The sequence below is a fragment of the Profundibacter amoris genome, from assembly GCF_003544895.1.
Lineage (GTDB): Bacteria > Pseudomonadota > Alphaproteobacteria > Rhodobacterales > Rhodobacteraceae > Profundibacter > Profundibacter amoris.
In genome coordinates, this window is the sequence record NZ_CP032125.1 from 837,025 (window position 1) to 862,413 (window position 25,389).

Genomic DNA, 25,389 nt, shown 5'->3' on the forward strand with positions numbered 1-25,389 from the left:
TTAAAGCAGATTTTTGGCGGCTTTTGCCACGGCGTCAGCCGTGATGCCGAAATGTTCATAAAGTTCATCCGCAGGGGCCGAGGCCCCGAAGCCGGTCATGCCGACAAAGGCGGAATTGTCGCCAAGCAGCTTGCCCCAGCTTTGCTCGATTGCCGCCTCGACACCAACGCGCGGGGCGGTGCCCAGAACCTCGGCGCGATAATCCGCGTCCTGCTCTGCAAACAGCTCGAAACAGGGGGCCGAGACCACGGCGGCCCTGATCCCTTCGGCGGCCAGTTGATCGGCGGCTTTCATGGCGATTTCCACTTCGGAACCGGTGGCGATCAGGGTCACATCCCGCTCGCCTGCGGTGTCGCGCAGAACATAGGCGCCTTTGGCGACCATATTAGTGTCGGTATGGCTGGTGCGCAGGCAGGGCAGACCCTGACGCGACAGGGCCAGCACGGACGGCGTGCTTTCGCTTTCAATCGCGATCTGCCAGGCCTCGGCGGTTTCCACCACATCGGCAGGGCGAAACACATTGGTGTTGGGCATGGCGCGCAAGCTGGCGACGGTTTCCACCGGCTGGTGGGTCGGGCCGTCTTCGCCAAGGCCAATGCTGTCATGGGTCATCACATAGGGCACCGGCAGGCCCATCAGCGCCGACAGTCGGATGGCGCCACGGCAGTAATCGGCAAAGGCCAGAAACGTGCCGCCGTAGGGCAAGAAGCCCCCGTGCAGCGAAAGACCGTTCATTGCCGCCGCCATGCCGTGTTCGCGCACGCCGTAATAGATATAGCTGCCACCGTAGTTGCCTTTGGAGACCGGCTCCATCCCTTCGGTTTTGGTCAGGTTCGAGCCGGTCAGATCGGCCGAGCCACCCACAGTGTTGGGCAGGGTGGCGTTGATCACTTCCAGCGCCATCTGGCTGGCCTTGCGGGTCGCCACCTTGGGCGCGTCCTGCGACAGACGGTGTTTATAGGCGTTGATCGCCGCATCCAGCGCCGCTTTGTCCGGTCCGGCCAGCGTGGCGTTGAATTCATCTGCCTTGCCCGAGGCCGACAGACGTTTATCCCAATCCAGACGCGCCGCCTTGCCGCGGGCGGCGATGGCGTGCCAGTCGTCATAGACTTTGGGCGGGATTTCAAAAGGGGCGTGAGGCCAGCCAAGGGCCTCACGCGTCAAGGCGATCTCGTCATCCCCCAATGGTGCACCGTGAGTGGCGGATGTGCCTTGTTTGTTGGGTGCGCCGTAACCGATGATGGTTTTGCAAGCGATCATGGACGGCTTGTCGCTGACCTTGCGGGCCGCTTCAATCGCGGCGGCAATGGCGTCTTTATCGTGACCGTCAACCGACTGCACATGCCAGCCTGCGGCCTCGAAGCGTTTTGGCTGATCGGTGGAGGTGGACAGGTCGGTTTTGCCGTCGATGGTGATCGAATTGTCGTCCCACATCACGATCAGCCGGCCAAGGCCCATGTTGCCGGCGAAATCAATGGCTTCGTGACTGATCCCTTCCATCAGGCAGCCGTCACCGGCGATCACATAGGTATAGTGATCGACCAGATCATCGCCAAAGCGTGCATTCTGCATCCGTTCGGCCAGCGCCATGCCGACAGCGGTGGAAATGCCCTGACCCAGCGGGCCGGTGGTGGTTTCAATGCCCTTGGCGTGGCCATATTCGGGGTGGCCGGCGGTGCGGAATCCCATCTGGCGGAAATTGCGGATCTGGTTCATGTCCATATCGTCATAACCCAGCAGGTGGTTGATGGCATAAACCAGCATCGAGCCATGACCCGCCGACATCACGAACCGGTCGCGGTCGGCCCATTTGTCGGCCGTCGGGTCGATCTTCATGAAACGGTTGAACAGGACGGTGGCCACATCGGCCAGCCCCATGGGGGCGCCGGGGTGGCCGGAATTGGCGGCCTGAACAGCGTCCATCGCAAGGGCGCGGATGGCATTGGCCATTTGGGTTTCGTTGGTCATTGTCAGGCCTCCTTATGCGCGCTTGGATTCGGAAATCAGTCGTTCCACCAGCGGGGTAAAGATCAGCTGCATTGCCAGATCCATTTTGCCACCAGGCACCACGATGGAATTGGCGCGGCTCATGAAGCTGCCCTGGATCATGGATTGCAGGTAAGGGAAATCAATTCCGCGCGGATCGCGGAAGCGGATCACAACCAGGCTTTCGTCGGCTGTGGGAATCCAGCGGGCAATCATCGGATTCGAGGTGTCAACAATCGGCACGCGCTGGAAATTGATGTCGGTTTCGGTGAATTGTGGCATAATACAATGCACATAAGCGTGCATGCGACGCAGGATTACGTCGGTCACGGCTTCTGTCGTATAACCGCGCTGGTTCTTGTCGCGGTGGATTTTCTGGATCCATTCCAGATTTACCACAGGCACAACCCCGATTTTCAGGTCGGCATATTTCGGCAGGTCTACTTCGTCATTCTTTACCGAACCGTGCAGGCCCTCGTAGAACAGCAGGTCGCTGTCGGGGTCGAATTCCTTCCAGTCCGTGAAGGTGCCCGGCGCGCCACCAAAGCGTTTGCCTTCTTCTTCGCTGTGGATGTAGTGGCGGGTTTTGCCCTTGCCGTTTTCGCCATATTCACGAAACACACGCTCAAGTTCGCCCAGTTCGTTGGCCTCGTAGGAAAAATGGCTAAAGGTGTGGTCCCCCTCGGCATAGCGTTTGTCCAGCTGGGTCTTCATGTCGGCACGGTTATAGCGGTGAAAGGCATCGCCTTCGATCGAGACCGCCTTCACACCCTCTCGGCGGAAAATCTGATCAAACGTGTCTTTGACGGTCGAGGTGCCAGCGCCAGAAGAGCCGGTGACGGAAATGATGGGATGTTTCTTGCTCATGTCATGGTTTCCTTAATCACGAAACAGGCCGCGCTGGCCAAAAAGGGCTGAGACTTCTTTTTCGGGTAGGTCGTGGTACGAGGCGAGGCGGTCCACCTTGACCGGCGTGCCAAACACGAAAGGCGTGCGGGCATGTAACTCCTTGGCCGTCTGGTCAAGGATGCGGTCATGTTCATTGGTGGCGTGGCCATCGGCCTGTTCCACCAGAAACGCCATCGGGGCGCATTCATAGACCATACGCAGACGGCCCGCGCCATAGCCTTCGCGCGAATCTGTTGGATACAGGAAAATGCCGCCGCGGGTCAGGATGCGGTGGGTTTCGGCCACCAGTGACGCGACCCAACGCATGTTGAAGTTCTTGCCGTGGATGCCTTCGGCACCGGCGATGCAATCGTCGATATAGGCCCGAACGGGTTTGGACCAATGGCGATAGTTCGAGGCATTGATGGCGTACTCAGTCGATTCCTTTGGCACGACGACATGGTCGTTGGCCAATTCGAATTTTCCGCTGTCGGGGCTGAGCACATAGAACAGGGTGCCATTGCCGAAGGTCACCATCAGACCGGTTTGCGGGCCAAAGATGATGTAGCCCGCCGCGATCTGTTCATTTGCGGGACGCAAGAAACTTTCGTTTGCGCCCTCGTTGGCCTCGAAAATCGAAAAGATGGTGCCGATCGAGACATTCACGTCGATGTTGGATGATCCGTCCAGCGGGTCGATCGCCAGTGCGTAACGCCCGTTTGGGTCCAGTTCGACCACTTCTTCCTGTTCTTCCGAGGCATACCAGCGCACGCCCAGCGATTTCAGCGCCTCGGCAAAGGCTTCGTCCGCCATCACGTCCAGCGCCTTTTGCTGGTCGCCATCGCTGTTTTCACCGACCGCCCCGCCCAGCGTTTGCCCCAAAGGGCCGCGGGCGATGGTCTTGGCCAGATCCGCGCCAACGGTGCAAAGACCGTTGATCAGTGGATACAGGTCCGCCGGGATTTTGTCGTTTCCGATGATGTTTTCGTCCGACTGCATAATAATCCCCCGATTCTGGTGCAGTTTCGGTAATTTTCTTTTGTATTCCATATTTCGAATGATTATAGAATTTAATTAACTGGAACCTGCGTTAAAGGAAATTTAATGCCAAAGCTGGATGCGGTTACTTTCAAACAGTTACGCGCCATACGCGCTGTGGCTGAGCACGGAACTTTATCGGCGGCGGCCGAAGCGGTGGGGCTGACGCCGCCCGCAATTCATACGCAATTGCGAATCCTCGAGGAAAATCTGGGTTGCAAGCTGGTGGATCGGGGCGGGGCGCAGGGGGCGCGGTTGACGGCCGAAGGCCAGGCGGTGCTGGATGCCGAGGTGACGATCCGGATTGCCTTGGAAAACTGCATGCAGAAGGTGCGGGCGCTGCGGGACGGGCAGAGCGGGGTTGTGGTGCTGGGGGTGGTTTCCACCGGCAAGTATTTCGCGCCGGGTCTGGTGGCAATGTTGCAGCAGCATTACCCTGACATCAATGTTGTTCTGCGGGTGGGCAACCGTGATGCGATATTGCGGGCCTTGCAACAGCAGTCGATTGATCTGGCGATCATGGGCCGCCCGCCACGCGCACCTGTGGTTGAAACCGTAGTGATCGGCGATCATCCGCATGTGATGATTGCCGCGCCCGAACACCCGCTGGCCGGACGACGGGATATATCGGCGCAGGAATTGCTGGCGCAAACCTTCATCGCCCGCGAGGAAGGGTCGGGCACGCGGATCATGATGATCCGTTATCTGGACCGCATCGGCGAAGGCACACCCTACCGCAGCATTGAAATGGGCACCAATGAAACCATCAAACAGGCGGTGATTGCGGGGTTGGGTGTGGCGCTGATTTCACAGCATACCGTGACCGAGGAATTGCGCTCGGGGCGTTTGATGACAATTGAATCCGCCGGCCTGCCGATTGCCCGCAAATGGTTTTTGCTGCACCGGCAGGATCTGCGGGTGACCCCCGCGATTGCCACGGTGCACGGGTTCATTTCCGATCTGAAGGGGTCGTTTTTGCCAAAGCTTTAGGTGTGGGGGCGGTTCAGGATTGCCCTGTGGCCCAAAGCGGGCATAAACTCCGGCCAGGTGACTCGCGGGACAAAAGGATTTCTGGGAATGGTTGATAACACCGGTCCGCTAAAGGGCCTGAAAATTCTGGATATGTCGCGCATTCTAGCGGGGCCTTATGCAACGCAGTTGCTGGGTGATATGGGGGCCGATGTGATCAAGGTCGAACGTCCCGTGGTGGGCGATGACACCCGCGCATGGGGCCCACCCTATGTGACCACGGCCGAGGGCAATGTCACCCGCGAAAGCGCCTATTACATGTGCACAAACCGCAACAAACGCTCGATCGCTGTGGATATGGCCGATCCGCAGGGGGCCGAGACCCTGCGCCGTTTGGCGGCAAAGGCAGATGTGGTGATCCAGAATTTCAAAGTGGACGGGCTGCTGAAATACGGGCTGGACTATGAGGCCTTGAAAGAACGCAATCCGGCACTGGTTTACTGCTCGATCAGCGGCTTTGGCCAGACCGGACCGAACCGCGACAAACCGGGGTATGACCTGTTGGCGCAGGGTTATGGCGGTATGATGAGCCTGACGGGGGAACCGGACGGCGCGCCGGTCAAGGTGGGCGTTGGCATCGCCGATATCATGTGCGGCATGTATGCCAGCAACGCCATTCTGGCCGCGTTGCGCCATCGGGATGCTACAGGCGAGGGCCAGCATATCGACATCGCGCTGGTGGATACGCAGATTGCGTGGCTGGCGAACGAGGGGGTGAATTATCTGGCCTCGGGGCAGGCGCCAAAAAGGCGTGGCAACCAGCATCCCAATATCGTGCCCTATCAGGTGTTCGAATGTGCCGATGGTCATGTGATCGTGGCGGCGGGCAATGACGGGCAATTCGCCCGCTTCGCCACGCTGATCGGTATGCCGGAACTGGCCGGGGATGATCGCTTTATACTGAACACCGCCCGTCTGGAAAATCGCGAGGTGCTGATTGCGCTGCTGTCCGAGCGTCTGAAACAGATGGAAAAGGCCGCGCTGGTTGCCGCAATGGAAGCCAACAACGTGCCCGGCGGCGAGATCAACACCGTTCCCGAGGTGTTTGAAACCGATCAGGTTGCTGCGCGCGAAATGAAGATTTCCATACCGCACCCGCTGGCGGCCAAGGGCCATGTCGATTTGATCGGAAATCCGGTGAAATTCAGCGCCACCCCTGTTAGTTATCGCCAATACCCGCCAATTTGCGGGGAACATACCGACGAAGTTTTATCTGAATGGTTGAAGGAAGAGTAATGTTTGATTTGACGCCGGAACAACAACTGATCCGCAATTCTGTGCGGGAACTGGCCCAGGGGGTGATTAAATCCCGCGCCGCCGAGGTGGACCGATCCGAGGAATACCCGTGGGAAAACGTGCAATTGCTGGTCGAGGCCGGTTTGATGGGCATGTGCATTCCCAAGAAACACGGCGGGGCTGGCGCCTCGTATCTGGACGCGGTTCTGGTGGTCGAGGAAATGGCCAAGGCTTGCGGTGTGACAGGCAGGATTGTGGTTGAGGGCAATATGGGCGCGATTGGGGCGATTTGTGCTTATGGCAGCAAGAAACAGATTGATCGCGTTGCGCCGCTGGTGCTGGCGGGGGACAAGCCAGCGATCTGTATCACCGAACCCGGGGCAGGGTCGGCGGCCACCAGCATGTCGACCATCGCGGTCAAGAAAAAGGACAAATATATCCTGAACGGGGTGAAACACTGGATCACCGGCGGCGGGGTGTCGCGGGTGCATCTGGTCTTTGCGCAGGTCGTCGAAAACGGCGAACGCCAAGGCATCGGTGCCTTTATCGCCGTGCGAGGCGAGGATGAAGGCATGAGAATTGGCCGCCGCGAACCGGCGATGGGTCTGCGTGGCTTGCCCGAAACCGAAGTGATTTTCGAGAATATGGAGATTTCCGCCGATATGGCGCTGGTCCCGCCGCAAGGGTTGCGGCGCGGCTTTGGCGGGTTGATGGATGCCTATAACGCCCAGCGGGTCGGGGCGGGCACTGTGGCGCTGGGTGTTGCGGCGGGTGCATATGACACTGCAAAGGAATACATGAAAACGCGCGAACAGTTTGGTCGTCCGATTGCCGAATTCCAGGGCTTGCAATGGATGATTGCCGATATGGATGTGGCGCTTGAATCCGCGCGGCTGATGCTGTGGCGTGCGGCCTGTAGTGGCAAGAACGGCTTTCCCGATCCGTTGCTGGCGGCGCAGGCCAAATTGCTGGCCTCGGAAACGGCGGTAAAGGTGACCAATGACGCGCTGCAACTGCATGGCGCGGCGGGGTATTCGCGCGATTTGCCGCTGGAACGGATGGTGCGGGATGCGCGCATGTTCACCATCGGCGGCGGCACGGCACAAATGCTGCGCAACCTGATTGCCGGGCATGCGCTGGATATGAAAACCCCGCAAACGCGCGACGGTTATTCGCGACTGGCAAAGTGAACGCGGCACAGATCATCGCCAACGGGCTGGCGGGGGCAGGGTGCCGCCATGCCTTCGGTATGCCGGGGGGCGAGGTTCTGGCCCTGCTGGATACGCTACGGGTGGCGGGGATCGAATTCACGCTGGTGAAGCACGAAAACGCGGGCGGCTATATGGCCGAGGGCAGCTGGCACGCCACCGGCGCGCCGGGCATCCTGTTGGCGACCATCGGGCCGGGGGTATCGAATGCGGTGAACACGGTGGCCAACGCCTATCAGGAACAGGTGCCGCTGATCGTGCTGACCGGCTGTATTTCGCATGCGATGGCGGAACAGTTTACCCATCAGGTGATCGACCATGCGGCGCTGTTTTCCCCTGTCACCAAGGCCACTTTGCGGGTGGAGCAGGGCACAGCGGCGCTGACCGTGGACAAGGCCCTGTCGATTGCCTTGTCCGATCCGCCGGGGCCGGTGTTGCTGGAATTGCCTGACGAATATCTGGATGCGGCGCATTGGCAGGAACCCGACCGTGCGCCCGCTGCGCCCAATCTGGCCGAGGCAGGAATCTGGGCAGAAGGCAGTGAAACGCTGCAACAGGCGCGTGATATGCTGCAAAATGCCAAAAAGCCCATTATACTGGCAGGGTTGGGCGCGATTCATCATGCAGCAGGGCCGGCCATTCTGGACTTGGCCGAGAAACATCAGGTACCGGTTATAACCACCTATAAAGCCAAGGGAATATTGCCCGAGGATCACCCGATGGCGCTGGGCGGGCACGGGCTGTCGCCTTTGTCGGATAAAACCATCCTGCCGCTGCTGGCCAAATCCGATTGTGTGATCCTTGCCGGCTATGATCCGATCGAAATGCGCAGCGACTGGATTAATCCGTGGCAGCCGGATAACGCGATTGAAATCATGCACGCCGCCAACGCGCACGGGATGCACGGGGCAGCGGTGCGTTTCGTCGGGGATGTGGCGCAAGCGCTGACCGCTTTGGGCGCGCCGGACGGCCCTGTCTGGCCCGATGGTGAGCCCGCCGTTGCCAAGGCCGAACTGGAAAACGCATTTGCCATACCGACCCATTGGGGGCCGCACCAGCTGTTTGCAGCCCTGAACGCTGCCTTGCCGGAGAATGCCATTACCACGGTAGACAGTGGTGCGCATCGCATTCTTCTTAGCCAGATATGGCGCTGTAAGCATCCCAACTCCCTACTGCAATCCGCTGCATTTTGTACCATGGGGGTCGCTGTGCCATTGGCCATCGGTTACAAACGCGCCGAACCGGATGTTCCGGTGGTTGCCGTGGTGGGGGATGCAGGATTTGATATGACCACCGGTGATCTGGCCACCTTGCGGGATATGCAGGTGCCAATGGTGATCGTTGTGCCGGTGGACAATAGCCTTGCCCTGATCGAAAAGAAACAAACCATGATGCAGCTAAAGACCCACGGGGTGCAGTTTGCCGGTACCGATATTGTGGCGGTTGCGCGTGCTTATGGTGGCATTGGCGAGGTGATCTACAACAGGGATGATTTACTAACCGCCCTTGCCGATGCGTGGGGGCGTAACACCTTTACGGTCCTTGCTTGCCCCGTTGATAAATCCGCCTACAGCGGGGCCTTTTAGGACCCCTCGCCTTGTATGATATCGTCAAGTCGCTGGTAATCCCCTTCACGGTATCCCTGTATTATGCACAAGGCATCGTCCTCGTCGATTTCCAGAGTTTTCAATGCAATACTTCCCAGTTGAAGGCTGGATTCTGCCGCTTCGGAAATAACGGCAGTGGCCCCTACATGTTCAAGTTCCAGACTGCGTCGCCGGTCACGGGCACGCACCAGAATGGGCAGGTCAGCGTATTCACTGCGCAATGCTGATACCACGCGACAGGTGGTTTTCGGATCATCCAGCGTGATAACAGCAAGGTTTGCCTGCCCCGCGCCAGCGGCTTGCAATACATGGATCTGGTTGGCATCCCCGTAAAATACCGACATCCCCTTTTCACGACACCTTGCCACCCTTGTCTGATCAAGATCCAGCGCGACATAGGAAATTCCCGCATCGGAAAGAACTTTGGCAACAGTCTGTCCGACGCGGCCAAATCCGGCAATCAGCACATGGTCCTTCACATCCTCTTGCCGGGTTTCAATGCTGTTTTTGGGATGCGTTGCCTGGCTTTTGATCCGGTTGGCAATGTATTTTCCGGCAATAAACATAAGCGGTGTCGCAACCATGCTAAGGGCAATAACCGCCATCAGGATTTGCGCCAGATCGGGGGATGTTAAGCCGACAGCTGCTGCCGCGCCAAACAGGACAAAGCCGAATTCACCCCCTTGCGACAAGGCAAAACCGACCCGGATGGATGTACTGAACGGGCTGCCTGTCAAGCGGCAAAGGGCCGTTATGATGGCGGTTTTTCCGATCATCAGGGCAATAACGGCCATCAGGACGGTTGCCAGATTGTTGTAAATAAAGACCATGTCAATTGACATGCCGATGGTCATGAAAAACAACCCCAGCAGAATTCCACGGAACGGGCGGATGTCGGCTTCGATTTGATGACGGTATTCGGTTTCGGCCAGCAACAGGCCTGCCAACAAGGCCCCCAACTCCATCGACAGGCCAGCCAGCGACATGACCCACCCCATGCCCAGAATGACCAGCAGGGTGGTTGCGACAAACATTTCCACGCTGTTAAGCGAGGCGATCAGGCGAAACAGCGGCCGCAGCAGGTAGCGGCCAAACAGAATGGAAACGGCAATTGCCCCGCCGCCCTTCAGTGCAGCCATGCCGAAAGCATCAACAATGGATTCGCCCTCGGTTCCCAACAGGGTGACCAGAATCAAAAGGGGCACAACCGCAATGTCCTGCAACAGCAAAATCGAGAAAGTGGTCAGGCCAAAGCGGGTGGGGCGTTCACCCCGTTCGACCAGCAATTGCAGCACAAATGCGGTCGAAGACAGCGCCAGACCACCGCCGATGATTATAGCGGTATTCAAGCCGGCCCCCAGTGCAGATGCGACAACAGCAATGGCACCACCGGTGATCACTACTTGCAAAGTGCCCAGACCGAACACCTTGCTGCCCAGCGTTTTTAGTCGCGAGACGGAAAGTTCCAGCCCGATCATGAACAACAGGAATACGACACCGAGTTCTGCCAACCCATGCGCTGCTTTTGTGTCACCAATCAGGCCAAAAGCATGGGGTCCGATAATAACACCTGCCGCAAGATACCCCAAAATCGGGCTGGTGCGAAACCGCTGGAAAACCGGCACGACAATTACAGCGGCGGCCAGAAAAATCAAAACGTCCAGCAGGTATTCAGATTGGCCCATTCATGTTCTCCGTGCATATTTATGAAATGGCAAAATAGGAAAGCACCTTGGATCGCAACTCTGCTGTCATTTCTGCCTGTAATCAAAGATTGTCCGCAGGTGCTTTTTACAGTCAAAACCCAGGTCTGTCCGGTTTTTCGTCCGAATTTTGACTGAAAATACATATTCCCACGGTTTTAGTAACCAATCCTTCAGCCCATTCATGCGAAAACACAGCGCACCCCCCTTGCAGGGGGCCGAACGCACAACTAAGACTTGGGGAAGGTAACGCGCGCAATATTCGCGCCAGCAGCAGGCAGGTGACCATGAACGACCCTTATGAACACTATATGAACAACCTTGTGCCGATGGTGGTTGAGCAAACCGCCCGTGGCGAGCGCGCCTATGATATTTTCTCGCGCCTTCTGAAAGAACGGATCATTTTCATAACCGGTCCGATCCATGACGGCATGTCCAGCCTGATCGTGGCGCAGCTTTTGCACCTCGAGGCCGAGAACCCGAAAAAAGAAATCTCGATGTATATCAATTCGCCCGGCGGGGTGGTCACATCGGGGCTGTCGATTTACGACACCATGCAATACATCAAACCCAAGGTTTCGACGCTGGTCGTCGGGCAGGCTGCCAGCATGGGGTCGCTGTTGCTGACCGCTGGTGCCAAGGGGATGCGTTTTTCACTGCCAAACAGCCGGATCATGGTGCATCAGCCATCTGGCGGGTATCAGGGGCAGGCAACGGACATCATGATCCACGCGCAGGAAACCCAGAAACTGAAGGACCGGTTGAACCAGATCTATGTTGGCCATACCGGCCAGAAGATGAAAGATGTGGTCGAGGCGCTGGAACGTGACAATTTCATGGACGCGCAAGAGGCCAAGGATTGGGGCCTGATCGACGAAATCGTCGAGAATCGCCCGGTCGATGATGACGACGAAAGCTGATCTGCCTGACGCAAATCGGTATTTTGACGTTGAAGACAAAATCGCGCTGCCCTAAACTGGAGACGAGGGGCAGTCGCTGCGACCTTTGCGGGTTCGCATTGAAAACAGGTTAAGAGCCACAGAGGTGCACTAATGGCGAACAATTCAGGCAACGACAGCAAGAACACGCTTTACTGCTCGTTCTGCGGCAAAAGCCAGCACGAGGTGCGCAAACTGATTGCGGGCCCAACCGTATTTATCTGCGATGAATGCGTCGAGCTGTGCATGGATATCATCCGTGAAGAAACCAAAACTGCGGGGTTGAAGTCATCCGAAGGGGTGCCAACGCCAAAAGATATCTGCGACGTGCTGGATGATTATGTTATCGGCCAGTTCCACGCCAAACGGGTTCTGTCTGTGGCGGTGCACAACCACTACAAACGCCTGAACCACAGCGGCAAATCCGGCGAGATCGAGTTGGCGAAGTCCAATATCATGCTGATCGGCCCCACCGGTTGCGGTAAGACCCTGCTGGCCCAGACGCTGGCGCGGATTCTGGATGTGCCGTTCACCATGGCCGACGCCACCACATTGACCGAAGCCGGTTATGTGGGCGAAGATGTGGAAAACATCATCCTGAAGCTGCTTCAGGCGTCTGAATACAATGTCGAACGCGCGCAGCGTGGCATCGTCTATATTGACGAGGTCGACAAAATCACCCGCAAATCCGACAACCCTTCGATTACCCGCGATGTATCGGGCGAGGGTGTGCAGCAGGCGCTGCTGAAAATCATGGAAGGCACGGTTGCTTCGGTACCCCCGCAAGGCGGGCGCAAGCATCCTCAGCAGGAATTCCTGCAAGTGGACACCACAAACATTCTGTTTATCTGTGGCGGTGCATTTTCCGGCCTTGAAAAGATTATTACCCAACGCGGCAAAGGGTCGGCCATCGGTTTCGGTGCCGATGTGCAGGATGACGAAGATCGCGGTATCGGCGAGATGCTGACCGATCTGGAACCCGAAGATCTGCTGAAATTCGGCCTGATCCCGGAATTCGTTGGCCGTCTGCCGGTAATCGCTACCCTGACCGATCTGGACGAAGATGCGCTGGTCACCATCCTGACCCAGCCGAAAAACGCACTGGTCAAGCAATACCAGCGCCTGTTCGAGTTGGAAGAGGCCAAGCTGACCTTCACCGAGGATGCATTGAAAGCCATCGCCAAACGCGCGATTGAACGCAAAACCGGCGCACGTGGCCTGCGCTCGATCATGGAGGATATCCTGCTGGATACCATGTTCGATCTGCCCGGCCTGGAAAACGTGGACGAAGTGGTGGTGAATGAGGAGGCTGTGACCTCGGACGCCAACCCGCTACTGATCTATTCCGAGCCCAAAGATAAAGAAGAAGCCAGTGCCAGCTGACACGCCGATACAGCGGATTGCGTCGGGATCTGCCTATGAATCACTGATTGGTTACAGCCGCGCGGTGGTTGCCGATGGCTGGGTGCATGTTTCCGGCACTGTCGGTAATGATCACGCCACCATGACCACCCCTGAAAGCGTGGTTGAACAATGCGAACTGGCGTTAGGTCATATCCGCAAGGCGCTGGAGCAGGCGGGTGCGACATTTTCCGATATTGTGAGGGTGCATTACATACTGCCGGACAGCGATGAATTTCAGGCTTGTTGGCCCTTGTTGCGCGATGCCTTTGGCGAAAACCCGCCCGCTGCGACGATGATCGAGGCCGGCCTTATCGACCCGGCGATGAAAATCGAGATCGAAGTCACGGCCCGCCTGCCGCAAAGCGCCTAAATCCGCTTGCAGGTCTGGACCTTGGCGGCGGATTGGTTCATATCAGTAGGCAACGACCATATGGATATTGGGGGGCGTGATGATACGCTTTATTCTTCGAATGCTGACTTGGTACCACGGCCAGACGCTAGGCACCCAGATTTACACCTGGCGCAACGGTGTCAAAGTGGGCGAAGACGATATGGGCAACATCTATTACCGGACCAAGGACGATAAGCGCCGCTGGGTTTGTTATAGTGACATCCCCGAAGCCAGTGTTGTCCCGCCCGATTGGCACGGATGGCTGCATTTCACTTGGGACGAGCCACCAACGAATGCCCCTTTGCCCCACAAGAAATGGGAAAAGCCGCATTTGCCAAATCTGACCGGCACCGACAAAGCGCATGTTCCCGTTGGATCCCTGCGTCGCGAAAAACCGGCCGAATGGCGAGATTACGACGCTTGGCAGCCTGAATAACCATGTCGGAATCAACCACAGAAGTGTTGGTCGGCGGCGCCGTTCTGGCTGTCGCTATCGGATTCTTGGTCTATGCGGGGCAGGCGACCGGTTTTTCGATCGGCAAAACCGGTGATTATCCGCTAACGGCCAGTTTCAGATCTGTTGAAGGCGTGACTGTCGGCACCGATGTGCGCCTTGCGGGTGTGAAGATCGGCACAATCAGCGAGATGAAGCTGAATCCCGTTACATTTCGTGCCGATATGCAGCTAACGGTGAAAGACGGCATCCTGATTCCCGATGATAGCGCCGCTGTGATCTCGTCAGAGGGCTTGCTTGGCGGAAATTTTGTCGAAATCTACCCGGGTGGCTCCCCTGACAATTTTGAACCGGGCGATGAAATAGATGATACGCAAGGCGCGGTCAGTCTGATTTCACTGCTGATGAAATATGTGTCGGGAAGCGGCGGCGATTCATCGCAATGATGCGTATACTTTTCCTCCTTTTCCTGACAGTTTTTGCCGCGCCAATACAGGCGCAACAGGTCAGCAGTGCGCCCGGCGCGGTTTTGCGCGGGCTGGACAAGCTGGATGGCAGCGTGACTGATCTCGAGCTTGCTGTCGGGGAAAATAAGGATTTCGGGCGGCTTAATATTTCCCTTGGGGATTGCCGCTATCCCAAAGGCAATCCGGCCGGTAATGCATTCGCCTTTCTGACCATTCGTGAAAACGGCATGGATGATCCGGTCTTTCAAGGCTGGATGATTGCCGCGGCACCTGCACTGGATGCGCTGGACAATGCGCGTTACGATGTCTGGGTTTTGCGCTGTATGACTGAATAGGCATCGGGTGTGCCCGTGAAACGATTGAAGTCGGCCTCCAGTGTTAGCGCGGTTTCCAGCCTTGCCCGATAGTCATCACGCGAAATTTCAATTGCCCCCAACGAGGCCAGATGCGGTGTGATGAACTGTGTATCAAACAGGGTAAATCCCCCCGATCGCAACCGGTGCACCAGATAGGCAAGCGCGATTTTTGACGCATTCGTGCGCCGTGAAAACATGCTTTCGCCAAAGAAGGCACCGCCGATCACCAGCCCGTAAACACCACCGACCAATTCATTGCCTTCCCAGACCTCGAGAGAGTGGGCAAAGCCCATCAGATGCAGTTGTTCGTATAGCTCCAGCAGTTTTGCGTTTATCCATGTCTCGGACCGGTCGGCGCAGCCGTGGACGACCGGCATAAACGCTGTGTTGGTTCGAATTTGGAAAGGTTCTTGCTGGATATGCCGGGCAAGACTGCGGGAAATGTGGAAATTGTCCAATTCAAATATCCCGCGAAAATGGGGATCCACCCAGAACAACTCGTCACCCTCGCGTGATTCCGCCATTGGAAAGACGCCCGAGGCATATGCTTGCAGAAGTGTTTCGGCTGTAATCGGGTTCGGCATTCGGGTCACGCGCTTGGGTGTTCAAAGGGGTCTTCTGGCCCCCATTGTCACGGGGATAAGCAAATAAAGAAAGACTGTTTAATAACTTTATTCGCCAAGCCATCCCACGGGGTGACTCCTTATAGCCACGGCCCCGCAAAGAGCCGTGGTTGGAATGCATTGAAGGCGGGCTTTAGCCCAGATTTTCCTCAAGCCATTTTTCCAGCCAATGGATGTCGTAATTCCCTGTCTGGATATCTTTTTCGGCCAGCAGCGCATGAAACAGGGGGAGCGTCGTATCCACCCCGTCCACAATCAATTCACCCAGAGCGCGGCTAAGACGGGCCAAAGCCTCGGGGCGGTCGCGGCCATGCACGATCAGCTTGCCAATCAGGCTGTCGTAATAGGGCGGAATTTTATAGCCGTCATAGAGTGCCGAATCCATCCGCACACCCAGACCGCCGGGCGCATGGAACTGCGTGATGGTGCCGGGGCAGGGGGTGAAGTTGGGCAGCTTTTCAGCGTTGATCCGAACCTCGATGGCATGACCCTGAACTTCCAGATCATCCTGTGTGAACGACATCGGCAGCCCTTCGGCCACGCGGATCTGTTCGCGTACCAGATCGACACCGAACACGGCCTCGGTCACGGGGTGTTCGACCTGCAAGCGGGTGTTCATTTCGATGAAATAGAATTCGCCGTCTTCATAGAGAAACTCGATCGTGCCAGCACCGATATAGTTGATACCCGCCACAGCATCGGCGCAGGTCTTGCCGATTCTGGCGCGCATTTCAGGGGTGATGGCGGGGCCGGGGGCCTCTTCGAACACTTTCTGGTGGCGGCGTTGCAGGGAACAATCGCGCTCGCCCAGATGCACCGCGTTGCCTTTGCCGTCGCCAAACACCTGCACTTCGATATGGCGCGGTTTGGTCAGGTATTTTTCGATGTAGACTTCGTCATTGCCAAACCCCGACAGGGCCTCGGCCCGTGCGGTGTGGAAGGCGCTTTCCATGTCGGCCTCGGTCGGGGCCAGTTTCATGCCGCGCCCGCCGCCACCGGCGGTGGCCTTGACGATTACCGGATAGCCCAGTTCCTTGCCGACTTTCTTGGCGCTTGCCACATCGGGAACGCCGCCGTCCGAGCCGGGAACACAGGGCACGCCCAGTTTTTTCATCGTATCCTTGGCGGTAATTTTATCGCCCATGATGCGGATATGTTCTGCGGTCGGGCCGATGAATGTCAGGCCGTGATCCTCGATCACCTGCACAAAATCGGCGTTTTCCGACAAAAAGCCATAGCCGGGGTGGATCGCCTGTGCGCCGGTCACTTCGCAGGCCGCAATAATCGCGGGGATGCGCAGATAGCTGTCGGTGCCGGCAGGAGGGCCGATACAGATGGCTTCGTCCGCCATGCGCACATGCATTGCGTCGGCATCGGCGGTGGAATGCACCGCAACGGATTTAATGCCCATTTCGCGGCAGGCACGCACCACCCGAAGGGCGATTTCGCCACGGTTGGCAATCAGGATTTTGTCGAACATGGTGTGGCCCCTATTCGATGATCATCAAAGGTGCGCCGAATTCTACCGCGTCGCCATCGGCCACCAGAATGCGTTTCACGGTGCCCGACGCGGGGGCCGGAATGTGGTTCATGGTTTTCATGGCTTCGATGATCAGGATGGTGTCGCCTTCGGCCACTTTGTCGCCAACGCTGACGAAGGCGGGGGCGTTGGGTTCGGGCTGCAGGTAAGCGGTGCCGACCATTGGCGATGTCACGGCGCCGGGCAGGGATGCCGGATCGGTGGAGGTTTCGGCAGGAGCTTCGGCTGGTGCGGCAGCAGCCGGAGCAGCGGCGGCAACGGGGGCAGCCGCCACAGGGGCAGCCGCAGCCATAACCGTTTCGGTTTTGCGGCTGACGCGGACGTTCATGCTGTCGTTGTTGGCATAGATGCGCTTGACCTGAATTTCGGTCATATCGTTATCATCCAGAATCTGTGCCAGCGCCTGAATAAAGGCCACGTCTTCGTCTTTGGTTTTCTTGGTCATGGCGTCCTCTGTATCCCCTTAGCGGCCCCGATTTAAGGGGCTGGTTGTCTTTGACTTTGCAAGCTTATACGCGACCTTACGGAAGGTGAAAAGCGGTTCCGGTTATATTTCGCAGGGGGAATTCCGCCGGTTTCTACCTTATATGCGCGAATTTGCCCTTGTTTTTCAGGATTTTGCATAATTGACCAAAAAATAAAATTTACCATTTGATAAAATAATCAACTTGTGGCACGATTTGAGTCTGTTTTATCAACGCGGGATGCAAATTATGCCGAACAGCCAGATGACACCGGGGATCGCCCCGGGACGTTTGCCAAAAGACGCCTACGCCAAGAATTTCTCCGATCTGCATGCGCCGCTGGATGCGCATGAAGCGGCGGTTGCGGCGGATCGTTGTTATTTCTGTTATGATGCGCCGTGCCAGACGGCCTGCCCAACCAGCATCGATATTCCGATGTTCATTCGCCAGATCAGCACCGGTATTGCCGAGGCGGCTGCGGTAAAGATTTTCGAGGAAAACATTCTGGGTGGCATGTGCGCCCGTGTGTGCCCGACCGAAACCCTGTGCGAAGAGGTTTGCGTGCGCGAAGTTGCCGAAGGCAAACCGGTCGAGATTGGCCGCCTTCAGCGGTATGCCACCGATACGCTGATGGAAAAGGGTGTGCACCCGTTTGAACGCGCCGCAGCGACAGGCAAAAAGGTTGCGGTTGTCGGGGCGGGGCCTGCGGGTCTGTCTTGCGCGCATCGTCTGGCGATGTATGGCCACGATGTTGTCATTCTGGATGGTCGCGAAAAGGCCGGTGGTCTGAACGAATTCGGCATTGCCGCCTATAAATCGGTCGATGATTTCGCCCATCGCGAGGTGGAATGGCTGATGCAGATCGGCGGCATTACGATGGAATACGGCAAACGTCTGGGCGATGGCATGTCGCTGGCCGATCTGGCCGGTTCCTATGATGCGGTGTTTCTGGCAATCGGTCTGGGCGGGGTAAACGCCCTGCGGGCCGATGGCGAGGATCTGGACGGGGTTCTGGATGCGGTGGATTTCATTGCGAAACTGCGTCAGGCCGATGATCTGTCGAAACTGCCGGTTGGCCGCAATGTGGTGGTGATCGGTGGCGGCATGACCGCTGTTGATGCGGCTGTGCAATCCAAATTGCTGGGCGCCGAACATGTTTCAATGGTCTATCGCCGCGGCAAGGAACGCATGGCGGCGTCCGAATACGAACAGGAACTGGCCACGGCCAAGGGCGTGACGATCATCTACAACGCCCAACCGGTCGCCATCTTCGGCGACGGCGCGGTACGCGAGGTCGAGTTTGAATACACCGTCGAGGAAAACGGCAAGTTGCGTGGCACCGGCGAGATGTTCCGCATCCCCGCCGATCAGGTGTTCAAGGCGATTGGCCAGACACTGGAAGGGGTGCCCGATGGCGTGGCGGTTGAACGCGGCAAGATCGTGGTAAACGAGGTCGGTCGCACATCGCAGGACGGCGTTTGGGCCGGTGGGGATTGCGCCAGTGGTGGCGACGATCTGACCGTGACCGCCGTGGCCGAGGGTCGTGACGCGGCCGAAGATATTAACGCCACACTGATGGCATAGGAGGGTTGGTAAATGGCTGATCTTACATCGAATTTTCTAGGTATCAAATCCCCCAACCCGTTCTGGCTGGCATCGGCCCCGCCCACGGACAAGGAATACAATGTTCGCCGCGCCTTCGAGGCCGGATGGGGTGGTGTTGTCTGGAAAACGCTGGGCGAAGAAGGCCCGCCCGTGGTCAACGTCAACGGCCCGCGTTACGGCGCGATTTACGGGGCCGACCGGAGGTTGCTGGGGCTGAACAACATCGAATTGATCACCGATCGCCCCTTGCAGCAGAATTTGGAAGAAATCACACGGGTGAAAAAGGACTACCCCGACCGCGCGATCATCGTGTCGCTGATGGTGCCTTGTGAAGAACAGCCGTGGAAAGACATCTTAAAGGCGGTTGAATCGACCGGCGCTGACGGTGTCGAGCTGAACTTTGGCTGCCCGCACGGCATGGCCGAACGCGGCATGGGTGGCGCTGTGGGGCAGGTGCCCGAATATATCGAAATGGTGACCCGCTGGTGCAAGGAAAACACCGAAATGCCGGTGATCGTGAAACTGACTCCCAACATCACCGACATCCGCAAGCCCGCCGAAGCGGCGCTGCGTGGCGGGGCCGATGCGGTGTCGCTGATCAACACGATCAATTCGATCACCACGGTCGATCTGGACGCAATGGCACCCGAGCCGACGATTGACGGCAAGGGCACGCATGGCGGCTATTGCGGTCCTGCGGTGAAACCGATTGCGTTGAACATGGTGGCCGAAATTGCCCGCAACCCCGAAACGGCGAACCTGCCGATTTCCGGCATTGGTGGCGTGACCACATGGCGCGACGCGGCGGAATTCATGGCGCTGGGTTGTGGCAACGTGCAGGTTTGCACGGCGGTGATGACTTATGGTTTCAAGATTGTAGAGGAAATGATCTCGGGTCTTAGCCAGTGGATGGATGAAAAGGGGTATACCTCGGTTGATGATTTCGTCGGAATGGCGGTGCCGAATGTGACTGACTGGCAATATCTGAACCTGAATTTCATCACCAAAGCGGTGATTGATCAGGACGCTTGTATCCAGTGTGGCCGCTGTTATGCCGCCTGCGAGGACACAAGCCATCAGGCGATCGAAATGTCCGAGGACCGCAAATTCAGCGTCAAGGACGACGAATGCGTCGCCTGTAACCTGTGCGTCAATGTCTGCCCCGTCGAGGGCTGTATCACCATGAAACAGGTGATGCCGGGCGAGCTGGATGAACGCACGGGGCAAACGGTTCCGACCGAATATGGCAACTGGACCGAACATCCGAACAACCCGGGCAATACCTGCGCGTCGGGTAAATAGTTAAACAGCGATATCCACTTGACGGGTACTTTCAGGCGGCGGGGCGTAAGGCTCTGCCGCCTTTTCTGTTTCCGGTTCGACGGTTTCTTCGGGTTGCAGTTCCGGCCCCGCGCGCAGTTTTTCGCGTTCGGATTCCAGCAGGTTCGCCTCGAATGTCGGGGGCGGGCCTGTGGGTTTGTCGGGGTTGGGTGGTGGCGGCAGGATCGCGCTGCGTTGCCCGTCCGAATGCGGGCCGGTGTCGGTGCCGGTTTCATTGCGGGTTTTGCTGGACGCCGCCGGTTCCGCCACGGTTTTCACGGGTGATGGCGCCGGTGGCGCGGCAAAGGCCTGTTGCGGTGACGGGGCCACAGGCAAAGCCCCCGGAAGAATAAGCATATCCATGCTCCTGATCGGTGCCCCCACCGACGTTGTATTCTTTGTTAGTATGTATGAAAGGCGGGTTAATATCCCCGTTTTCCTGCAAAGAATTTAAGTCAAATTGCGCGCTTAAACCGCCAATAATTTACTGAACAGCGTTTCCAGATATTGTTCGGCAGCGGGGAAGGGATCATCACCTTCGTTCCCCAGAACCGCCCGCACCTGCACGTCGAAATCGGCGTAATGCTGGGTCAGGGACCAGATGGAAAACAACAGGTGATAAGGGTGGGACGGTGCAATTTTGCCCGCATCCATCCAGCCCTGAATCACCGCCGCCTTTTCATCGGTCAAATCCTTCAATTCACCCTTGATCGCATCCATGATGCGCGGCGCGCCTTGCAGGATTTCATTGGCAAACAGCCGGCTTTCACGTGGAAAATTGCGGCTCATCTCCAGCTTGCGTCGCATATAGGCCAAGATTTCCGCACGCGGCTCGCCATTGGGGTCCAGATCGCGCAGCGGGTCCAGCCATGTGTCCATCAGACAGGACAGCAATTCCACATGGATCGCTTCCTTTGATGGAAAATAATACAGCAGGTTCGGTTTGGACAAGCCGGCGGCCTTGGCGATCTGGTCCAAGGTCGATCCGCGAAAGCCGAATTGCGAAAAAACATCCAGCGCCGCATCGAGAATCGTTGTGCGGTTTTTCTTTTGTATTCGTGTGCGCGTCTGTGGCTCGGCCATTTACTGCCCCTAATTTACAGCGAATTCCTGTCCGTTTGACTGCCTAGTTTACCGACCACAAGCCAAACTGCCACAAAAATTCCACCGATACGTGATTTTTCTTCGTTCGAGTGCAAATGAACGCTAAACTTGGTGACGAATTCCTTGACTGAAAACGCGGCTCTGCTAGCGTGGTTCTGACCAAATGGTCAAACAATCTGCGCTTAACGCCGCCACCACATAACAGGATTGCTTGTCATGGCTTATGATACACCCAAGGTACCCAATGATTTGTCCGCCTTCTGGATGCCGTTTACCGCGAATCGCCAGTTCAAGAAAAACCCGCGTATGTTCGTTTCGGCGGACGGGATGTATTACAAAACCGCCGACGGGCGCGATGTGCTGGATGGCACCGCCGGTTTGTGGTGTGTGAATGCCGGCCATAACCGCCCGCTGATCACCGAGGCGATCCAGAAACAGGCGGCCGAACTGGATTACGCACCGGCGTTCCAGATGGGCCACCCAAAGGCGTTTGAACTGGCCACAGCCATCCGCGATATGGCGCCTGATCCGTTTGAGCATGTGTTCTTTACCAACTCGGGGTCCGAATCCGTTGAAACCGCGCTGAAAATCGCGCTGGCCTATCACCGCGTGCGCGGCGAAGGCACCCGCACCCGTCTGATTGGCCGCGAACGTGGCTATCACGGGGTGAACTTTGGCGGCATTTCGGTCGGTGGCATTGTGAATAACCGAAAATTCTTTGGCTCGCTGCTGACGGGTGTTGACCACCTGCCGCACACGCATTTGCCCGACCAGAATTCTTTTGTGCGCGGGCAACCCGAACATGGCGCCTATCTGGCCGAGGATCTGGAACGCATCGTCGCCCTGCATGGCGGTGACAATATCGCCGCGGTGATCGTCGAGCCGATGGCGGGGTCCACCGGCGTGCTGATGCCGCCCAAAGGCTACCTTGAAAAACTGCGCGAGATTTGCACGAAACACGGTATCCTGCTGATCTTTGACGAGGTGATCACAGGCTTTGGTCGCCTTGGCAGCAGCTTTGCCGCCGAACATTTCGGCGTGATGCCCGATCTGATCACCACAGCCAAAGGGCTGACCAACGGTGTAATCCCGATGGGGGCGGTGCTGGCCACGAGTAAAATCCATGATGCGTTCATGTCGGGCCCGGAAGAGGCGATCGAGCTGTTCCACGGCTATACCTATTCCGGCAATCCGATTGCCAGCGCTGCCGGTCTGGCCACGCTGCGCACTTACCGCGAGGACGGGTTGTTCGAAAATGCTGCCGGTCTGGCCAACTACTGGGAGGATGCGCTGCATTCGCTCAAGGGGCTGCCGCATGTGATCGACATCCGCAATATGGGTCTGATCGGGGCGATTGAACTGGAAGGGATCGAAGGGGCGCCCACCAAGCGTGCGTTCAACGCCTTCCTGCAAGCCTATGACAAGGGTCTGCTGATCCGCACCACGGGCGACATCATCGCGCTGTCCCCGCCGCTGATGATCAACAAGGCACAAATCGACGAACTGTTCGGCATTCTGGCCGATGTTCTGAAAAATCTGGATTAAGGGAGTTAAGACAATGGCCGCACCTGCTGCAAACATGAAAATCAACGGCGACCGCCTGTGGGACAGCCTGATGGAGATGGCTAAAATCGGGCCAGGCGTGGCAGGTGGCAACAACCGCCAGACCCTGACGGACGAGGATGGCGAGGGCCGCAAATTGTTCCAGAAATGGTGCGAGGGCGCAGGCTGCACCATGGGTGTTGACAGCATGGGCAACATGTTTGCGCGCCGCGAAGGCACGGACCCCGATGCATTGCCGGTTTACGTTGGCAGCCACCTTGATACCCAGCCCACCGGCGGGAAATATGACGGGGTTCTGGGGGTGCTGGCCGGTCTGGAACTGGTGCGCAGCCTGAACGACATGAACGTCAAAACCAGACACCCGATCGTCATCACCAACTGGACCAACGAGGAAGGCACGCGGTTTGCCCCCGCGATGCTGGCCTCGGGCGTGTTTGCCGGTGTGCTGGAAGAGGACTGGGCCAAGGACCGCGTCGATGCCGAGGGCAAGCGGTTCGGGGACGAGCTGAAGCGGATCGGCTGGGAAGGCGACGAACCCGTCGGCCAGCGTAAAATGCACGCGATGTTCGAATACCACATCGAACAGGGACCGATCCTTGAAGCCGAAGACAAGTTGATCGGCGTTGTCACCCACGGGCAGGGGTTGCGCTGGGTCGAATGCACGGTGACGGGCAAGGGGCAGCATACGGGATCAACCCCGATGTATATGCGCAAAAATGCCGGTCGCGGGTTGGCGCAGATCACCGAGCTGGTGCATGAAATTGCCATGCAGCACCAGCCCAATGCGGTCGGGGCGATTGGCCATATCGATGTCTACCCGAACAGCCGCAACATCATCCCCGAAAAGGTGGTGTTTACCGTCGATTTCCGTTCACACTTCCTTGATATCATGCAGGGCATGGTGGACGAGATGATGGAAAAGGCACCGGGGATTTGCAAGGAACTGGGGCTGGAATTTTCCGCCGAAGTTGTCGGCCAGTTCGATCCGCCCGCTTTTGACGAAAAATGTGTTTCCGCCGTGCGCAACGCGGCCGAGCGTCTGGGCTATAGCCACATGGATATCGTTTCGGGGGCAGGGCATGACGCCTGCTGGATCAACAAGGTGGCCCCGACGGCGATGATCATGTGCCCATGTGTGGATGGTCTGTCGCATAACGAGGCTGAGGAGATTTCCAAGGAATGGGCAACTGCGGGCGCGGATGTGTTGATGCACGCGGTTGTGGAAACGGCGGAGATCGTTGAATGACGGTCAAACCGTCACTCAACGTCCCGCACCTGATGCGGGGTCTGCCGAAGATCGGGCCTTTCGCTGTCCCGGACTTGATCCGGGACCTCCTGCGGCTGTTTCAAAAAGGCCCCGGATCAGGTCCGGGGCAGCGGGCCAATGCGGCTTTACCGATAGTTAACCAAACCACGCCACAGTCGAGGCATGGCGTTTTACACCTATATCATGGCCTGCAACTCGAACACGGCGATATATATCGGTATGGCATCGGATTTGCAGTTGCGAGCCGAACAGCATCGTCTGGGCAAAGGCGGCACCCACACCGCAAAATACAAAATCCGCAAGCTGGTCTATTTCGAGGTTTACGAAACCTTGCCCGAGGCTTTGGCACGGGAGAAAAAACTGAAACGCTGGCGGCGCGACTGGAAAAACGATCTGATTGCAAAGCAAAACCCAATGTGGGCCGATTTGGCTATGGAAGCCTCTTTCCTGTAACCTTCGCGCTCCTCTTCAGCGCCCTTCCGGCCCTTGCCGCCCCGACACCGGGGTCGGACTGGGACTGGCAGTTGTCGGGCACCGTCACCCCGCCCGAAGGGGTGCGGGTGTTTGATGCCGATCCCGACGATGTGACAAAGGAACAGATCGCCGCGCTGAACAGGGATGGCGTTTATACCATCTGTTACGTCAGCGTCGGCACGCTGGAAAACTGGCGCGATGATGTCGATCATTTCCCGCCCACCATTGTTGGCAACCGTTACGAGGATTGGCCGGATGAAAACTTCCTCGACATTCGCGACCGTAGCCATCTGCCCGCGCTGATGGCCGAACGGTTTGCCCGTTGCAAGGCGATGGGGTTCGATGCGGTGGAGCCGGACAATATGGATGTTTACGCCAATGACTCGGGCTTCCCGCTGACCCGCGAGGATGGTTTGCGCTATATCAAGCTTCTGGCCACCACCGCCCATATGATGGGCCTCGAGATTGGCCAGAAAAACGTGCCGGAGCTGACGGATGATCTGGTGCGCACAATGGATTTCGTTATCACCGAAAGCTGCTATCAGGATGGATGGTGCACGCAGGTCCTGCCCTATATCCGATACGGCAAACCGGTGTTTGACGCTGAATATACCGACCGCGACATAGACTTTGAAAACGCGTGCAGACGGGCGCGAAAATCGCTGATATCCGTGATCCTGAAGGATCGTGATCTGGGTCCGGCGCGCCAGAGCTGCCGATGATA

General features: G+C 57.5%; 25 protein-coding genes. 16 read left to right on the plus strand and 9 right to left on the minus strand.

Annotated features, from left to right (window positions below):
- The 3 genes from tkt to BAR1_RS04165 are packed head-to-tail and all read right to left on the minus strand — an operon-like array spanning nt 1 to nt 3,873.
- The gene (gene tkt, locus BAR1_RS04155) at nt 1-1,968 is read right to left on the minus strand and encodes a transketolase (RefSeq protein ID WP_118941853.1); all 1,968 of its coding nucleotides are present in this window, start codon (nt 1,966-1,968) and stop codon (nt 1-3) included.
- A 12-nt stretch (nt 1,969-1,980) separates the two neighbouring features.
- Entirely contained in the window at nt 1,981-2,853 is an 873-nt protein-coding gene (locus BAR1_RS04160; RefSeq protein WP_118941854.1) for a phosphoribulokinase, read from the minus strand.
- A 12-nt stretch (nt 2,854-2,865) separates the two neighbouring features.
- On the minus strand, nt 2,866-3,873 hold the full coding sequence (locus BAR1_RS04165) for a class 1 fructose-bisphosphatase (protein WP_118941855.1): 1,008 nt from the start codon (nt 3,871-3,873) through the stop codon (nt 2,866-2,868).
- A gap of 105 nt (nt 3,874-3,978) precedes the next feature.
- Between BAR1_RS04165 and cbbR the strand changes: the two genes are divergently transcribed.
- The 4 genes from cbbR (at nt 3,979) to BAR1_RS04185 (ending at nt 8,971) form a co-directional block, all read left to right on the plus strand.
- Nucleotides 3,979-4,902: a LysR family regulator CbbR gene (gene cbbR / locus BAR1_RS04170; RefSeq protein WP_118941856.1), complete on the plus strand. Its 924-nt coding sequence runs from the start codon at nt 3,979-3,981 to the stop codon at nt 4,900-4,902.
- Nucleotides 4,903-4,989: 87 nt separating this feature from the next.
- Complete coding sequence (locus tag BAR1_RS04175) at nt 4,990-6,177, plus strand: CaiB/BaiF CoA transferase family protein (protein WP_118941857.1); 1,188 nt, start codon at nt 4,990-4,992, stop codon at nt 6,175-6,177.
- Entirely contained in the window at nt 6,177-7,367 is a 1,191-nt protein-coding gene (gene acdA, locus BAR1_RS04180) for a 3-sulfinopropanoyl-CoA desulfinase (RefSeq protein ID WP_118941858.1), read from the plus strand. The genes BAR1_RS04175 and acdA overlap by 1 nt, the downstream gene beginning before the upstream one ends.
- Entirely contained in the window at nt 7,364-8,971 is a 1,608-nt protein-coding gene (locus BAR1_RS04185) for a thiamine pyrophosphate-binding protein (RefSeq protein WP_118941859.1), read from the plus strand. The genes acdA and BAR1_RS04185 overlap by 4 nt, the downstream gene beginning before the upstream one ends.
- Here the strand turns inward: BAR1_RS04185 and BAR1_RS04190 are convergent.
- Nucleotides 8,968-10,677 (minus strand): monovalent cation:proton antiporter-2 (CPA2) family protein, encoded by a 1,710-nt coding sequence (locus BAR1_RS04190; protein WP_118941860.1) that lies wholly within the window; start codon nt 10,675-10,677, stop codon nt 8,968-8,970. The two genes, BAR1_RS04185 and BAR1_RS04190, sit on opposite strands and share 4 nt — an antisense overlap.
- Before the next feature lie 305 nt (nt 10,678-10,982).
- On the opposite strand from BAR1_RS04190, the gene BAR1_RS04195 reads away from it, so the two are divergent.
- The 6 genes from BAR1_RS04195 (at nt 10,983) to BAR1_RS04220 (ending at nt 14,684) form a co-directional block, all read left to right on the plus strand.
- Complete coding sequence (locus BAR1_RS04195; RefSeq protein WP_118941861.1) at nt 10,983-11,615, plus strand: ATP-dependent Clp protease proteolytic subunit; 633 nt, start codon at nt 10,983-10,985, stop codon at nt 11,613-11,615.
- Between the two features lie 132 nt (nt 11,616-11,747).
- On the plus strand, nt 11,748-13,016 hold the full coding sequence (gene clpX, locus BAR1_RS04200; RefSeq protein ID WP_118941862.1) for an ATP-dependent Clp protease ATP-binding subunit ClpX: 1,269 nt from the start codon (nt 11,748-11,750) through the stop codon (nt 13,014-13,016).
- Nucleotides 13,006-13,407, plus strand: a complete 402-nt coding sequence (locus BAR1_RS04205; protein ID WP_228408725.1) for a RidA family protein — start codon at nt 13,006-13,008, stop codon at nt 13,405-13,407. The genes clpX and BAR1_RS04205 overlap by 11 nt, the downstream gene beginning before the upstream one ends.
- Nucleotides 13,408-13,486: 79 nt before the next feature.
- Nucleotides 13,487-13,864 carry an NADH:ubiquinone oxidoreductase subunit NDUFA12 gene (locus BAR1_RS04210; protein ID WP_162891663.1) on the plus strand — a complete coding sequence of 126 codons (378 nt, stop codon included), beginning with the start codon at nt 13,487-13,489 and terminating at the stop codon, nt 13,862-13,864.
- Between the two features lie 2 nt (nt 13,865-13,866).
- On the plus strand, nt 13,867-14,328 hold the full coding sequence (mlaD, locus tag BAR1_RS04215; RefSeq protein ID WP_118941863.1) for an outer membrane lipid asymmetry maintenance protein MlaD: 462 nt from the start codon (nt 13,867-13,869) through the stop codon (nt 14,326-14,328).
- Nucleotides 14,325-14,684 carry a DUF2155 domain-containing protein gene (locus BAR1_RS04220; protein WP_118941864.1) on the plus strand — a complete coding sequence of 120 codons (360 nt, stop codon included), beginning with the start codon at nt 14,325-14,327 and terminating at the stop codon, nt 14,682-14,684. The genes mlaD and BAR1_RS04220 overlap by 4 nt, the downstream gene beginning before the upstream one ends.
- Here the strand turns inward: BAR1_RS04220 and aat are convergent.
- From aat to accB, 3 genes are all read right to left on the minus strand, one after another.
- Nucleotides 14,648-15,289 (minus strand): leucyl/phenylalanyl-tRNA--protein transferase, encoded by a 642-nt coding sequence (gene aat, locus BAR1_RS04225; RefSeq protein WP_118941865.1) that lies wholly within the window; start codon nt 15,287-15,289, stop codon nt 14,648-14,650. The two genes, BAR1_RS04220 and aat, sit on opposite strands and share 37 nt — an antisense overlap.
- A 172-nt stretch (nt 15,290-15,461) precedes the next feature.
- Nucleotides 15,462-16,808, minus strand: a complete 1,347-nt coding sequence (accC, locus tag BAR1_RS04230) for an acetyl-CoA carboxylase biotin carboxylase subunit (RefSeq protein ID WP_118941866.1) — start codon at nt 16,806-16,808, stop codon at nt 15,462-15,464.
- A 10-nt stretch (nt 16,809-16,818) separates the two neighbouring features.
- Entirely contained in the window at nt 16,819-17,313 is a 495-nt protein-coding gene (accB, locus tag BAR1_RS04235) for an acetyl-CoA carboxylase biotin carboxyl carrier protein (protein ID WP_118941867.1), read from the minus strand.
- Nucleotides 17,314-17,581: 268 nt separating this feature from the next.
- Here accB and BAR1_RS04240 point away from each other — a divergent pair, with 268 nt between their 5' ends.
- The gene (locus BAR1_RS04240; protein ID WP_118944338.1) at nt 17,582-18,916 is read left to right on the plus strand and encodes an NAD(P)-dependent oxidoreductase; all 1,335 of its coding nucleotides are present in this window, start codon (nt 17,582-17,584) and stop codon (nt 18,914-18,916) included.
- A 12-nt stretch (nt 18,917-18,928) separates the two neighbouring features.
- A complete protein-coding gene (gene preA, locus BAR1_RS04245) occupies nt 18,929-20,239 on the plus strand; it encodes an NAD-dependent dihydropyrimidine dehydrogenase subunit PreA (RefSeq protein WP_118941868.1) in 1,311 nt (436 codons plus the stop codon).
- On the opposite strand, the gene BAR1_RS04250 is transcribed toward preA, so the two are convergent.
- Together BAR1_RS04250 and BAR1_RS04255 are read right to left on the minus strand one after the other, a co-directional pair.
- Nucleotides 20,240-20,614: a hypothetical protein gene (locus BAR1_RS04250; protein ID WP_118941869.1), complete on the minus strand. Its 375-nt coding sequence runs from the start codon at nt 20,612-20,614 to the stop codon at nt 20,240-20,242.
- 111 nt (nt 20,615-20,725) lie between these two features.
- Nucleotides 20,726-21,340 carry a TetR family transcriptional regulator C-terminal domain-containing protein gene (locus BAR1_RS04255; protein ID WP_118941870.1) on the minus strand — a complete coding sequence of 205 codons (615 nt, stop codon included), beginning with the start codon at nt 21,338-21,340 and terminating at the stop codon, nt 20,726-20,728.
- Nucleotides 21,341-21,577: 237 nt separating this feature from the next.
- Between BAR1_RS04255 and BAR1_RS04260 the strand changes: the two genes are divergently transcribed.
- The 4 genes from BAR1_RS04260 (at nt 21,578) to BAR1_RS17880 (ending at nt 25,387) form a co-directional block, all read left to right on the plus strand.
- Nucleotides 21,578-22,906 carry an aspartate aminotransferase family protein gene (locus BAR1_RS04260; RefSeq protein ID WP_118941871.1) on the plus strand — a complete coding sequence of 443 codons (1,329 nt, stop codon included), beginning with the start codon at nt 21,578-21,580 and terminating at the stop codon, nt 22,904-22,906.
- A 13-nt stretch (nt 22,907-22,919) separates the two neighbouring features.
- Entirely contained in the window at nt 22,920-24,170 is a 1,251-nt protein-coding gene (locus BAR1_RS04265) for a Zn-dependent hydrolase (RefSeq protein ID WP_118941872.1), read from the plus strand.
- A gap of 183 nt (nt 24,171-24,353) precedes the next feature.
- Nucleotides 24,354-24,644 (plus strand): GIY-YIG nuclease family protein, encoded by a 291-nt coding sequence (locus BAR1_RS17875; protein WP_162891664.1) that lies wholly within the window; start codon nt 24,354-24,356, stop codon nt 24,642-24,644.
- A gap of 71 nt (nt 24,645-24,715) precedes the next feature.
- Nucleotides 24,716-25,387, plus strand: a complete 672-nt coding sequence (locus BAR1_RS17880; RefSeq protein ID WP_162891665.1) for an endo alpha-1,4 polygalactosaminidase — start codon at nt 24,716-24,718, stop codon at nt 25,385-25,387.
- Nucleotides 25,388-25,389 lie beyond the last annotated feature (2 nt).